Annotated in this window: 11 protein-coding genes; 5 read left to right on the top strand and 6 right to left on the bottom strand. The window is 65.0% G+C overall.

The features are described 5' to 3' along the window. The first annotated feature begins 39 nt into the window (after nucleotides 1-39). The 4 genes from LB535_RS05270 (at nucleotide 40) to LB535_RS05255 (ending at nucleotide 3,448) form a co-directional block, all read left to right on the top strand. Complete coding sequence (locus LB535_RS05270) at nucleotides 40-264, top strand: aa3-type cytochrome c oxidase subunit IV (RefSeq protein ID WP_095769375.1); 225 nt, start codon at nucleotides 40-42, stop codon at nucleotides 262-264. Nucleotides 265-349: 85 nt separating this feature from the next. Beyond that, nucleotides 350-1,630 (top strand): Re/Si-specific NAD(P)(+) transhydrogenase subunit alpha, encoded by a 1,281-nt coding sequence (locus tag LB535_RS05265; RefSeq protein ID WP_224631424.1) that lies wholly within the window; start codon nucleotides 350-352, stop codon nucleotides 1,628-1,630. Continuing rightward, nucleotides 1,630-2,049 carry an NAD(P) transhydrogenase subunit alpha gene (locus LB535_RS05260; protein ID WP_140545871.1) on the top strand — a complete coding sequence of 140 codons (420 nt, stop codon included), beginning with the start codon at nucleotides 1,630-1,632 and terminating at the stop codon, nucleotides 2,047-2,049. The genes LB535_RS05265 and LB535_RS05260 overlap by 1 nt, the downstream gene beginning before the upstream one ends. A gap of 1 nt (nucleotide 2,050) precedes the next feature. Then, complete coding sequence (locus LB535_RS05255) at nucleotides 2,051-3,448, top strand: NAD(P)(+) transhydrogenase (Re/Si-specific) subunit beta (RefSeq protein WP_095769372.1); 1,398 nt, start codon at nucleotides 2,051-2,053, stop codon at nucleotides 3,446-3,448. 73 nt (nucleotides 3,449-3,521) lie between these two features. On the opposite strand, the gene gyrB is transcribed toward LB535_RS05255, so the two are convergent. Continuing rightward, the gene (gyrB, locus tag LB535_RS05250; RefSeq protein ID WP_224631423.1) at nucleotides 3,522-5,993 is read right to left on the bottom strand and encodes a DNA topoisomerase (ATP-hydrolyzing) subunit B; all 2,472 of its coding nucleotides are present in this window, start codon (nucleotides 5,991-5,993) and stop codon (nucleotides 3,522-3,524) included. 272 nt (nucleotides 5,994-6,265) lie between these two features. Between gyrB and LB535_RS05245 the strand changes: the two genes are divergently transcribed. Then, a complete protein-coding gene (locus tag LB535_RS05245; RefSeq protein WP_224631422.1) occupies nucleotides 6,266-7,636 on the top strand; it encodes a cytochrome P450 in 1,371 nt (456 codons plus the stop codon). A gap of 8 nt (nucleotides 7,637-7,644) precedes the next feature. Here LB535_RS05245 and LB535_RS05240 read toward each other — a convergent pair whose 3' ends face one another. The 5 genes from LB535_RS05240 to LB535_RS05220 form a co-directional block, all read right to left on the bottom strand. Next, entirely contained in the window at nucleotides 7,645-8,628 is a 984-nt protein-coding gene (locus LB535_RS05240; RefSeq protein WP_224631421.1) for a complex I NDUFA9 subunit family protein, read from the bottom strand. Between the two features lie 371 nt (nucleotides 8,629-8,999). Next, nucleotides 9,000-10,001, bottom strand: a complete 1,002-nt coding sequence (locus LB535_RS05235; RefSeq protein ID WP_224531539.1) for an Ldh family oxidoreductase — start codon at nucleotides 9,999-10,001, stop codon at nucleotides 9,000-9,002. Between the two features lie 94 nt (nucleotides 10,002-10,095). Further along, nucleotides 10,096-10,905, bottom strand: coding sequence for an ABC transporter permease (locus tag LB535_RS05230; protein ID WP_224631420.1), 810 nt, complete (start codon nucleotides 10,903-10,905; stop codon nucleotides 10,096-10,098). Next, nucleotides 10,905-11,618 carry an ABC transporter permease gene (locus LB535_RS05225; protein ID WP_411969533.1) on the bottom strand — a complete coding sequence of 238 codons (714 nt, stop codon included), beginning with the start codon at nucleotides 11,616-11,618 and terminating at the stop codon, nucleotides 10,905-10,907. The genes LB535_RS05230 and LB535_RS05225 overlap by 1 nt, the downstream gene beginning before the upstream one ends. 141 nt (nucleotides 11,619-11,759) lie before the next feature. Beyond that, nucleotides 11,760-12,557: a transporter substrate-binding domain-containing protein gene (locus LB535_RS05220; RefSeq protein ID WP_140546720.1), complete on the bottom strand. Its 798-nt coding sequence runs from the start codon at nucleotides 12,555-12,557 to the stop codon at nucleotides 11,760-11,762. Nucleotides 12,558-12,584 lie beyond the last annotated feature (27 nt).

Here is a 12,584-nt window from a genome sequence, read left to right as displayed (position 1 = left end):
CGCTATGTGCCTCGAAGGCATTTTCGAAGGGGTACTTCCATGGCTGATCACACGCCGACCGGTCCTGTCGAGCTGGGCGCGCAGATGGACTATGCCGAGCACGACCGTACCTACAAAGGCTTCCTCGGTCTTGCCAAATACGGCTCGCTGTTCTGTGCCGCCGTCCTTATTGCAATGGCCTTCGGTTTCTTCGTCGGCGGCTTCTTCTCGGCGACCATCCTGTTCATCCTGATCATGGCCGTCGGCACTCTCATTCTGCGGTAGACTTCCCAAGCCCATTGCCCTCGACGTCGCCGGACGTCCGGCCGACGCCTTGCGCAGTCAAGGTTCCAGCCGAAAGGATCATCCGGTGGGACAAATCGTATTCATCCCTCGCGAGATTGACCCGAACGAGCCGCGCGTCGCGGCCTCGCCGGAGACGGTCAAGCGCCTGGCGGGTCTCGGCTTCGACGTGATCGTCGAGAAGGGTGCCGGCCTCGGCTCACGCATTCCCGACCAGGATTTCACTGCTGCCGGCGGCGCGATCGGAACGGCGGCCGACGCCAAAAAGGCCGATGTGGTGCTGAAAGTGCGCCGGCCGACGGATGGCGAGCTCAAGGGCTACAAGCCGGGCGCCGCCGTCATCGCCATCATGGATCCTTACGGCAACGATGCCGCTGTCGCCGCGATGGCCAAGGCCGGCATCACCGCCTTTTCGATGGAATTCATGCCGCGCATCACCCGCGCCCAGTCGATGGATGTGCTTTCCTCGCAGGCCAATCTCGCCGGCTACCAGGCGGTGATCGACGCGGCCGCCGAATATGACCGCGCGCTGCCGATGATGATGACGGCGGCAGGCACAGTGCCGGCGGCGAAAGCTTTCGTCATGGGCGTCGGCGTCGCCGGCCTACAGGCCATCGCCACCGCGCGGCGGCTAGGCGCCATCGTCACCGCTACAGACGTGCGTCCGGCGGTGAAGGAGCAGGTGCAATCGCTCGGCGCCAAATTCCTGGCGGTCGAGGACGAGGAGTTCAAGGCGGCCGAGACGGCCGGCGGCTACGCCAAGGAAATGTCGAAGGAATACCAGGCCAAGCAGGCGGCGCTGACTGCCGAGCACATCGCCAAGCAGGACATCGTCATCACCACCGCGCTGATCCCTGGCCGTCCGGCGCCGAAGCTCATCTCGGCTGCCATGGTCGCCTCGATGAAGCCGGGCTCGGTGATCGTCGACCTGGCGGTCGAGCGCGGTGGCAATGTCGAAGGCGCGGTGCCCGGCAAAGTCGTGACGACAGAAAACGGCGTCAAGATCGTCGGCCATCTCAACGTGCCCGGTCGTGTTGCTGCATCCGCCTCGCTGCTCTACGCCAAGAATCTCTACGCCTTCCTCGAGACGATGGTCGACAAGGCGACGAAACAGTTTTCGATCAAGCGCGACGACGAGTTGGTCAAGGCCACGATGCTGACCGATGGCGGCAAAGTCGTGCATCCTGCCTTCGCCAAGGCGGCGGAAGAGCCGCGCACCGAGCCGGCTGCCATTCCCGCGACGACCATCGTAGCTGACGCCTTCGACAAGCCTGCTGCGAAGAAGATCGCGGCGAAGAAACCCGCCGCAGCCAAGTCGCCCTCGTCTAAGTCGAAAGGGACCGCGTGATGGAACAGCTGCAGAAAGCTCTCGATCAGCTCGATCAGGCGACCGCCGCCGTCCGCCTTGCCGTGCAGGACCTTGCCAACGCGCCCGCAGGCGAGGCTGCCGGTAATGCCGCGCACGCGCTTTCGGGTGGCGCCATCGATCCCTTCGTCTTCCGCTTCGCCATCTTCGTGCTGGCGATCTTCGTCGGCTATTATGTCGTCTGGTCGGTGACGCCGGCGCTGCACACGCCGCTGATGGCCGTCACCAACGCCATTTCCTCGGTCATCGTCGTCGGCGCGCTGCTCGCCGTCGGCATTGCCGCTTCCGGCCTTGCGGCGGGCTTCGGCTTCGTCGCGCTGGTGCTGGTCTCGGTCAACATCTTCGGCGGCTTTCTCGTCACCCAGCGCATGCTCGCCATGTACAAGAAGAAGGAAAAGTGACGTGAACGCCAACTTCGCTTCCTTCCTCTATCTTGTCTCCGGCATCCTGTTCATCCTGGCGCTGCGCGGCCTGTCGCACCCGACCACCAGTCGGCAGGGCAATCTTTACGGCATGATCGGCATGGGCATCGCCATCGCCACAACGCTGGCGCTGGCGCTGCCTTCGGCCGGCCGCTTCGGCCTGATCGTGCTCGGTCTCGCCATTGGCGGCGGCATCGGCGCGGTCACCGCGCGTCGCATCGCCATGACCTCGATGCCGCAGCTGGTCGCCGCCTTCCACAGCCTCGTCGGCTTCGCCGCCGTGATGGTGGCGGCTGCCGCCATTTACGCGCCGGAAAGTTTCGGCATCGGCACCGCGGGCGACATCCACGCCCAGGCGCTGGTCGAAATGAGCCTGGGCGTCGCCATCGGCGCCATCACCTTCACCGGCTCGGTCATCGCCTTCCTGAAGCTCGACGGACGCATGTCCGGCAAGCCGATCATGATCGGCGGCCGTCACCTCATCAACATCGCGCTCGGTATCGCGCTGGTGGTGCTGATCGTGCTGCTCGTGACCACCGAATCCAAGCTCGTCTTCTGGCTGATCGTCGCCGCCTCGCTGGTGCTCGGCGTGCTCTTGATCATCCCGATCGGCGGCGCCGATATGCCGGTCGTGGTGTCGATGCTGAACTCCTATTCCGGCTGGGCGGCGGCGGCACTCGGGTTCACCCTCGGCAACCTGGCGCTGATCATCACCGGCGCGCTGGTCGGCTCGTCGGGCGCGATCCTGTCCTACATCATGTGCAAGGGCATGAACCGGAGCTTCATCTCGGTCATCCTCGGCGGCTTTGGCGGCGAGACCGCTGCTGTGGCCAGCGACGGCATCGAGCGCACCGTCAAGCAGGGCTCGGCCGACGACGCGGCCTATCTGATGATGAACGCGCAGAAGGTCATCATCGTGCCGGGCTACGGCATGGCGGTCGCCCAGGCGCAGCACGCGCTGCGCGAGATGGCCGACAAGCTCAAGGCCAATGGCGTCGAGGTCAAATACGCCATCCACCCGGTCGCCGGCCGCATGCCCGGCCACATGAACGTGCTCCTGGCCGAGGCCAACGTGCCTTATGACGAAGTGTTCGAGCTGGAGGACATCAACTCGGAATTCGCGCAGGCCGACGTCGCCTATGTCATCGGCGCCAATGACGTCACCAACCCGTCTGCGCGCGACGACAAGTCCTCGCCGATCTACGGCATGCCGATCCTCGACGTCGACAAGGCCCGCACCTGCCTCTTCGTCAAGCGCTCGCTCGGTTCCGGCTATGCCGGCATCGACAACACGCTGTTCTACAAGGACGGCACCATGATGCTGCTCGGCGACGCCAAGAAGATGACCGAGGAAATCGTCAAGGCGATGGATCACTGAGCGTCATGGCAGGCATCAAAAAGAAAGGCCCGACAGTTGTCGGGCCTTTCTTTTTGAATCTGTAAAGGCGCGCTCAGATATCCAGATTGGCCACCGACAGCGCATTGTCCTGGATGAATTCGCGGCGTGGTTCCACCTCATCGCCCATCAGCCGTGAGAACAGCGAATCCGCATCGGTCGCGTCGTTGACCTTGACCTGCAGCAGCGACCGCACATTCGGGTCCAGCGTGGTCTCCCAGAGCTGCTCGGCATTCATCTCGCCGAGACCCTTGTAGCGCTGCATGGTGAGGCCCTTGCGGCCGGAAGCGAACACCGCGTTGAGCAGCGCCAGCGGCCCCGAAAGCAGCTCCGAGGTCTCTTTTCGGCGCAAGCTCGGCTGCTCGGCATAGACTTCCGAAAGCCGCGGCGCGTAGCGGTCGAGCTGGCGCGCATCGGCCGAATTGATCAATCCGGCATCGAGCTGCACCACATCCTTCACGCCGCGCACGGTGCGCTCGAACACATAGCCGCCGGAGCCGTCATTGGAGGTCGACAACCGGCCGGTCCAGCCGCGCTCGGTCTCCTCGGCGATCATGTCCAGCCGCTTCGCGACGCGCTCGGCCATCGCGTTGGCGCGGCCGAGATCGGCAAGCACGTCGGCGTTGAGCGCGCCGGCGATTGCCGCCTGCTCGACGACGCTGCGGCTATAGCGCGTGTGTAGCCCGTTGACCAGCTGGCGCACCGCCAGCGCGTCGTCGACCGAGGCGCGCAGGTCCTGTCCTGTCCGTACCTCGCCGGAGGCCAGCACCAGCGAGGCCTCATCCAGTCCGGACCCGATCAGATATTCCTCATAGGCGCTTTCGTCCTTGAGATATTGCGAGCTCTTGCCCCGCGTCACTTTGTAGAGCGGCGGCTGGGCGATGTAGAGATGGCCGCGCTCGATCAGCTCCGGCATCTGCCGGAAGAAGAAGGTGAGCAACAGCGTGCGGATGTGGGCGCCGTCGACGTCGGCGTCCGTCATCAGGATGATCTTGTGGTAGCGCAGCTTGTCGGCGTTGAACTCGTCCTTGCCGATCGAGGTGCCGAGCGCAGTGATCAGCGTGCCGATCATGTCGGAAGAGAGCATGCGGTCGAAGCGCGCCCGTTCGACATTGAGGATCTTGCCGCGCAGCGGCAGGATCGCCTGGTTCTGGCGCGAGCGTCCGCCCTTGGCCGAGCCGCCGGCCGAATCGCCCTCGACGATGAAGATTTCCGACTTCGCCGGATCGCGCTCCTGGCAGTCGGCGAGCTTGCCGGGCAGCGAGGTGACGCCGAGCGAGCTCTTGCGGGTGATGTCGCGCGCCTTGCGCGCGGCCTCGCGCGCGGCCGCCGCCTGGATCACCTTCTCGACCACCACCCTGCCTTCGCTCGGATGCTCTTCCAGCCAGGTGCCCAGCGCCTCGTTGACCAGGCTTTCCACCACCGGGCGGACCTCGGACGAAACCAGCTTGTCCTTGGTCTGCGAGGAGAATTTCGGATCCGGCACCTTGACCGACAAAACGGCGGTCAGACCCTCGCGGCAGTCGTCGCCGGTCAGCGAGACCTTTTCCTTCTTGGTCTGGCCGGACGATTCGCCATAGCCGGTGATCTGCCTGGTCAGCGCCGCGCGGAAGCCCGCCAGATGCGTGCCGCCGTCGCGCTGCGGGATGTTGTTGGTGAAAGCCAGCACGTTCTCGTGGTAGCTGTCGTTCCACCACATCGCGACTTCCACGGTGATGCCGTCGCGCTCGGCGCGGATGGCGATCGGCGTTTCGATCAGCGGCTTCTTCACCCGGTCGAGATATTTGACGAACTCTTCCAGGCCGCCGTCATAATGCAGCTCGTGGCGCACCAGGTCGGCATGACGCGCGTCGGTCAGCACGATGCGCACGCCGGAATTGAGGAAGGCAAGCTCGCGCAGCCGGTGCTCCAGCGTGCCATAGTCGAATTCGACCATGGTGAAGGTCTCGGCCGACGGGAAGAAGGTGATCTCGCTGCCGCTGCGGCCCTCATAGGTGCCGGGCTGTTTGTTCTGCTCATATGTGCCCGTCACCTTCAACGGCGCGTCGGCATTGCCATGCGTGAAGCTCATCTCGAAGATTTCGCCGTTGCGGCGGATCTTGAGCTTGAGCCATGCGGAAAGCGCGTTGACCACCGAGACGCCGACGCCGTGCAGGCCGCCGGAAACCTTGTAGGAGTTCTGGTCGAATTTGCCGCCGGCATGCAGCTGCGTCATGATCACTTCCGCCGCCGAAACACCCTCTGAGGAGTGGATGTCGGTCGGAATGCCGCGGCCATTGTCGATCACGGTGACGGAGCCGTCGGGGTTGAGCGTCACCGAGACGAGGTCGGCGTGGCCCGCCAGCGCCTCGTCGATGGCGTTGTCCACCACCTCATAGACCATGTGATGCAGGCCCGAGCCGTCATCGGTGTCGCCGATATACATGCCTGGACGCTTGCGAACGGCATCCAACCCCTTCAAAACCTTGATGGAATCGGCCCCGTACTCGGCTTCCACGCCAATGGCGCTTTCGGTCTGGTCGCTCATGAATACCTGTCTGATTGATGTCGATGGTCCGGCACGGGAAAGTCACCCCGAATCGCGCCGTTTTGATGTCCTAGATATAGGCGCAAACGGCTGGTTTTCCAAGGTTTGCGGCCATTTTGCCGGCTTGGCGAGAAGCCTTTCATTCACCCCAGCCGACGGACCGGCAAGCTGGCTGAACGCGAGCCACATTTGGTGACGGTCGCGGACCTGCTCGGCCAGATGGACGCCCGCTTCGTCGGACACTACATTCGGCTGTCAGCGGAGCATGCTTCATGGACACCAAGCCCGCCCCTTTCGTGCCGCCGGCGCCGACGCCGCGCACAACGCCGCCTTCGACGCTGGAGATGATGCGCATCGTCTACCGCAATCCGCTCGAGCTGTGGGGCGAGCATACCTACAACGAGCCCTGGATCTCGGTGACCGGCATCGGCGGCCCTCTGGTCATCGCCAACGATCCCGGCCTCATCCGCCATGTGCTGATCGATAACGCCAAGAATTACAAGATGGCGACTGTGCGCCAGCTGATCCTGCGCCCGATCCTGCGCGACGGGCTGCTGACCGCCGAAGGCGAGGTGTGGAGGCGCTCGCGCAAGGCGATGGCGCCGGTGTTCACACCGCGCCACATCTTCGGCTTCGCCGGGCCGATGCTGAAGCGCACGCTGGATTTCGTCACCCGCTACGAGGCCGGCGGCATGACCGATGTCGCGCATGACATGACGCTGCTCACCTACGACATCCTCGCCGAAACGCTGTTTTCCGGCGAGATCGCCGGCGAGCCCGGCAGCTTCGCCAAGGAGATCGACCGCCTGTTCGAGACCATGGGCCGTGTCGACCCGCTTGACCTTCTGCGCGCGCCGGAATGGCTGCCGCGCTTCACCCGCATCCGCGGCCGCAAGACCATGGCCTATTTCCGCAATATCGTGGCCAACACAGTGAAGATGCGCGAGGAGCGGCTGAAGCGCGATCCCGACGCCGTGCCGCAGGACTTTCTCACGCTTCTGCTGCGCGCCGAGGGGCCGGACGGGCTGACCCGCGCCGAAGTCGAGGACAACATCATCACCTTCATCGGCGCCGGCCATGAGACGACCGCGCGGGCGCTGGGCTGGACGATCTATTGCCTCGCCGGGGCGCCCTGGGAACGCGACAAGATCGAGCAGGAGATCGACGCCGTGCTGGCGCGCGAACCCGATCCGACCAAGTGGCTGGATGCCATGCCGCTCACCCGCGCCGCGTTCGAGGAGGCGCTCAGGCTCTATCCGCCTGCGCCCTCGATCAACCGCGAGCCGATCGAACCGGAGACCTGGAACGGCTTATATATTCCGAAATACGCCGCCGTGCTGGTGATGCCCTGGGTGGTGCATCGCCACCGCAAGCTGTGGGACAGGCCGAACGCCTTCCTGCCGGAGCGCTTCCATCCGGAAAACCGCGACCGGATCGACCGCTTCCAGTACCTGCCCTTCGGCGCCGGGCCGCGCGTCTGCATCGGCGCCAGCTTCGCCATGCAGGAGGCGATCATCGCGCTGGCGATCCTGTTGTCGCGCTTTCGCTTCGATGCTACGTCGCAGACCCGGCCATGGCCGGTGCAGAAGCTCACCACGCAGCCGCAGGGCGGCCTGCCGATGCAGGTCTCCCGGCGGGCGTAGAAACTGGTCTAACGGTCCGCGATCGGCCGGCGCTGCTGGAATTGGCCGGCGGCGCGGAAGCGCCAGAGATAGCTGGGCAGGATGGTGGCGATCGCCTGCGGCTGGATGCCCAGCCCGGCAAGCGTCCTGGCGGCCTTGGCGGCTTCGTCCGAGACGACATTGTCCTCACGCAACTGCAGCACCTGGTCCTTGGTCAGGAGCGGATTGGGCAGCAGCTGGAGGATCGACGCCTGGATGTTCGCCACCCACCACGGCACCGGCACCAGGAGGCGCCTGCGGTCGATCACGGCAAGCATTTCCTCCATGCATTCCTTGAAGGTCAGCACCTGCGGGCCGCCGAGCTCGTAGATCTGGCCGCCCTTGACCTTGCCGTCGACCGAGCGCGCGATCGCTTCGGCGACATCGCCGACATAGACCGGCTGCAGCTTGTTCTGCCCGCCGCCGATCAGCGGCAGGACGGGCGACAGGCGCGCCATGCCGGCGAAGCGGTTGAAGAAGCGGTCCTCCGGTCCGAAATTGATCGACGGGCGGAATATGACGGCATCCTGAATCGTCTCGAACACTGCCCTTTCGCCCAGCGCCTTGGTGCGGGCGTAGTTGGACGGCGAATTGAGATCGGCGCCGAGTGCCGAGATCTGGGTGAGGCCGGCGCCGACCGAGCGTGCGGCCTCGGCGACGGCGCGCGCGCCGAACTCGTGCACGGCGCCAAATTTCTGGCGGCCGGTCTCATGCAGGATGGCGACCAGGTTGACGACATGGTCGGCGCCTTGCACGGCGCGGTCGACCGACCAGCGCACGCGCACATTGGCCTGCACGGGCTGAATCTGGCCGACATTGCCGAGCGGCTGCACATGGCCGGCAAGGTCGGGCCGCCGGCAGGCGACCCGGATGCGGTAGCCGCGCTTGGCCAGCGCTCGCACGACGTGGCGACCGACGAAGCCCGAGCCGCCGAAGACGACGACGAGCTTGGGGGTCTGCAGGATTTCGGTCATGACTGGCTCCGCGCGCAAATGCTTGGCTGAAGCCGTTTCTTAATCCGTTTCTCGCCAAAGGCAAAGAGCGACCGGAAGTCGCCGTCGGCTTGTTTTTGAACTTGCCCGGAATGCCTGCCCCGCCGCATTTGGGAGAACAGAAAACCCCGCCGAAGCGGGGTTTTCCGGGCAGTGTCCACACCGAAGCAGGGTCCAACGAGACGGCCTGACCTGAGACGGCATCAAGGTGGCGTGAAGCAAGCACGCCCGCCCCGCCCTGAACGCCCGGCGTGGCGCCGCCAGCCGGACGAAGCCAATCGGGCGGCTCGCGGCGTGGGGTGCCGGATATGGGTCGTGTCACGTCGAAAAAAGTTCAATCGCGGAGGGAAAAATCAGGCCGAATAACGCTCGGCGAATTCCGAAATGCGCTGCACCACTGCCCTGGACGTGGTGATGCCGCGCGCCTTTGCCTTCTCGGCGGCGTCAGCGCGCGAGCGGCCGGGGATATGCACGCCATAGCGCCGCCGCAACCGCTCGAGCTGGTCCTTCATGCGCCGCTCGAAATTCGGGTCGAGCAGCTTTGGCTCGATGGCCAGAACGAAAAGGCCGGTGCCGGGGCTCTCCGCCCCATCGGTGAACCAGGGCGCGTCGAGCGACCAGTTGGCGCCGGAAATGCCCGCGGCCAGCACCTCGACCATTAAAGCGATGTTGGCGCCGCGCTGGCCGCCAAAGGCAAGCATGGCGCCCTTCATCGCCGCCGCCGGATCGGTGGTCGGGTTGCCGCTGGCATCCAGCGCCCAGCCTTCGGGGATCTTCTTGCCGTCCTCGGCCGCCTTGCGGATGTTGACGAAGGCGGTCGCGCTCGACGACTGGTCGATGATCAGCGGCGGCCCGTCGGCGGCGGGCGACGCAAAGGACATCGGATTGGTGCAATAGACCGGCTTGACCGAGCCCGAGCCGGCAAGCACCGCCGGTCCGTTGGTGGCGGCGAAGGACACCAGCCCCTGGTCGGCCAGCCGACCGGTGAAATAGCCGAGCGCGCCGCATGTGTAGGCGTTCTTCTGCGAGAAGATCGAGACGCCGAACAGTTTTGCCGCCTTGACCAGGTCGTCGATTGTGCGGTCGAAGCCGATATGGGCAAGTCCGCCGCGCGCATCCGAAAGATAGACGGCGAGCGCCGGCCGCGTGATCGCCGGATCGGCGTTGCCGTCGATGCGGCCGGCTTCGAGTGCTTCCAGATAGTCGATGAAATGCGACAGCCCCACCGTCGACAGGCCTTCGGCTTCCGCGGCGATGATCGAGGCCGTCAGCGACTGCGCTGCCTCTTCATTGGCGCCCGCGCCGAGCGCCGCCATCCGGCATAGGCCTGTTGCCTGGGCGAGGGTGAGTTGCATCAGTGTTGCCCTGCAGCGAGTAGCGAATAGGGAATAGCGAGTAGCGAGTAGCGGGAAATAAAGAAACTACTCGCTATTCGCTACTCTCTATTCGCTATCCGATCTTGACCGGAATCCGTGCCTCGATCCGGCTGAAGACGAAGACCAGGATACCGGTGATCGTCATATAGATCAGCGCCAGCAGCAGCAAAGGCTCGTAGGTCAGATACGTGTCCTGGCGCACCTTGGAGGAGACGGCGAAGATGTCGATGACGCTGATCGTCGCCACCAGCGGGGTCGATTTCAACTGCAGCACGGTCTCGCCGGTCAGCGTCGGCAGCGCCCGGTAGACGGCCTGCGGCAGCCAGATGCGCCGGAAGATTTTCCAGCGGCTCATGCCGAACGCGCGGGCGGCCTCCAACTGTCCGCGCGGCACGCCGGCGAATGCGCCGCGCATCACTTCACCCTCGTAGCCGGCGAAGGAGAAGGTCAGCGCCACCACGCCATACGGCCAGGCCTGCCTGAGATACGGCCAAAGCCACGATTCGCGGATCCATGGATATTGCGGAAAGATCGAGCCGAGGCCGTAATAGAGCAGCCAGAGCTGCAGGAGCAGCGGCGTTCCCCGGATGATGGTGCAGAAGGCCTTTGCCGGCGCCGAGAACCAGATCGGTCCGCCGGCCTGGGCGAGCCCGAGCGGCACGGCCAGCGCAAAGCCCAGCGCGCAGGTCACGGCGAGGATCCAAAGCGTCCGCCAGATGCCTATCAGGCCCATTTCCCAATATTGCGGCAGCCAGTCCCAACGCATGAAGACGGCGGCACACAGAACCAGCGCCAGCCCGATCAGGATCAGCACGATGCGGTGCGGCTTGAGCCAGATCGAGGCGCGCGCCGCCATGTGGATCGCGGAGGCTTCGGCGGACATCAGCGCGCCTCCCTGACGGAGGGCATGCCGCGCCGCGACCAAGCCTCGATGCGGCCGATGATCAGGTTGGAGAACAGCGAGAGCGCGAGATAGAGCGCGCCGGCCGCAAGGTAGAAAAGCAGGTAGGCCTTGGTTACGCCGGCCGCCTGGCGCGTCGCCAGCGTCAGTTCGAAGAAGCCGACGACAGCAAGCAGCGCGGTGTCCTTGGTGGCGATGAGCCACAGATTCGCCAGGCCGGGGATGGCGAAGGGCAGCATGGCCGGCACAGTGATGCGTCGCAGCATCAGGCCCGGCGACATGCCGTAGGCGCGGGCGGCCTCGATCTGGCCTTGCGGGATGGCGAGGATGGCGCCGCGGATGACTTCGGTCGAATAGGCGCCCTGGACGAAACCCAGCACGAAAATACCGGCCGCGAGCCCGCTGATGTCGACACGGCTGTAGCCGATCGCCGTCAGCACCTGGTTGATGAGGTCGGTGCCGGCGTAATAGAGCAGCAGGATCAGCACCAGTTCCGGCACGGCGCGCACGACCGTCGTGTAGACCGCGAGCAGATCGCGCGTCACCGGGCCGCCATAGAGCTTGCCGAACGCGCCGGCGGTGCCGATCATGAGGCCGAGGCACGTCGCGCCTATGGCGATCTCGATCGAATGCAGCAGGCCGACCAGCAGCGTGCCGCCCCAGCCGGGCGCCACGGGCGACAGGAGTTCGATGATGCCGGCCGCGGAGGCCGGAAGAAAGGCGTCGATCAGCTTCGTCCCCGGATTGCTGGCGAGCCGCCGACGGTCAGGTCGGCGGCGGGCATGCGTGGCACGGGCATGGCGCGGACGCCATGCCCTCACTCATTTCGAGAGGGCTCAGTTCGACTGCGTGGCGCCGCCATAGATGTCGAAGTCGAAATATTTCTTCGAGATCTCGTCGTACTTGCCGTTGGCGCGGATCGCCTTGATGCCGGCGTTGAACTTTTCCTTGAGCGCGGTGTCTTCCTTGCGGATACCGGCGCCGACACCCGGGCCAAGCACTTCGTCGTCGGGCGCCACCATGCCCTTCAGGTCGCAGCAGGCCTTGCCCTGGTCCGACTTCAGGAATTCGCCGAGCGCGATCGAGTCGGCCTGCACCGCGTCGATGCGGCCAGCGGCCAGATCCTGGTTAGCTTCATCCTGGGTCTGGTATTCCTTGATTTCCTGCGCGCCGGTGAAATGCTTCTTCGCGTACACGGCATGCACGGTCGAGACCTGGACGCCGATCACCTTGCCCTTGAGATCGTCCGGCGTGGCGCCGAACTTCTGGTCCTTCGGCCCGATGATCGCGGTCGGGGTGTTGTAGTACTTGTCCGAGAAGTCGATCGTCTTCTTGCGCTCGTCGGTGATCGACATGGAAGAGACGATGGCGTCGATCTTCTTGGTCGTAAGCGCCGGGATGATGCCGTCCCAGGCCACCGGCGTGATCACGCAGTCAAGTTTCTCTTCGGCGCAGACGGCGTCGACGAAGTCGATCTCCCAGCCCACCCATTTGCCGCTGGCGTCGGGCGAGGTGAAGGGCGGGTAGGGTTCGGCGGCGACGCCGATCTTGACCTGCTCGGCCTTGGCCACTCCGCCCATCGCCGCGACGCCGAGAAGCAGCGCGGCGGCAAATGTCTTGAGAACAGTCTTCATGTCAGGACTCCCAGTTTGTTGTTGTTC

This window comes from Mesorhizobium sp. CA10, assembly GCF_020165285.1.
Taxonomy (GTDB): Bacteria; Pseudomonadota; Alphaproteobacteria; order Rhizobiales; family Rhizobiaceae; genus Mesorhizobium.
The sequence above is the reverse complement of the archived record's forward strand: the minus strand, read 5'-3'. Positions and strand labels throughout refer to the sequence as shown.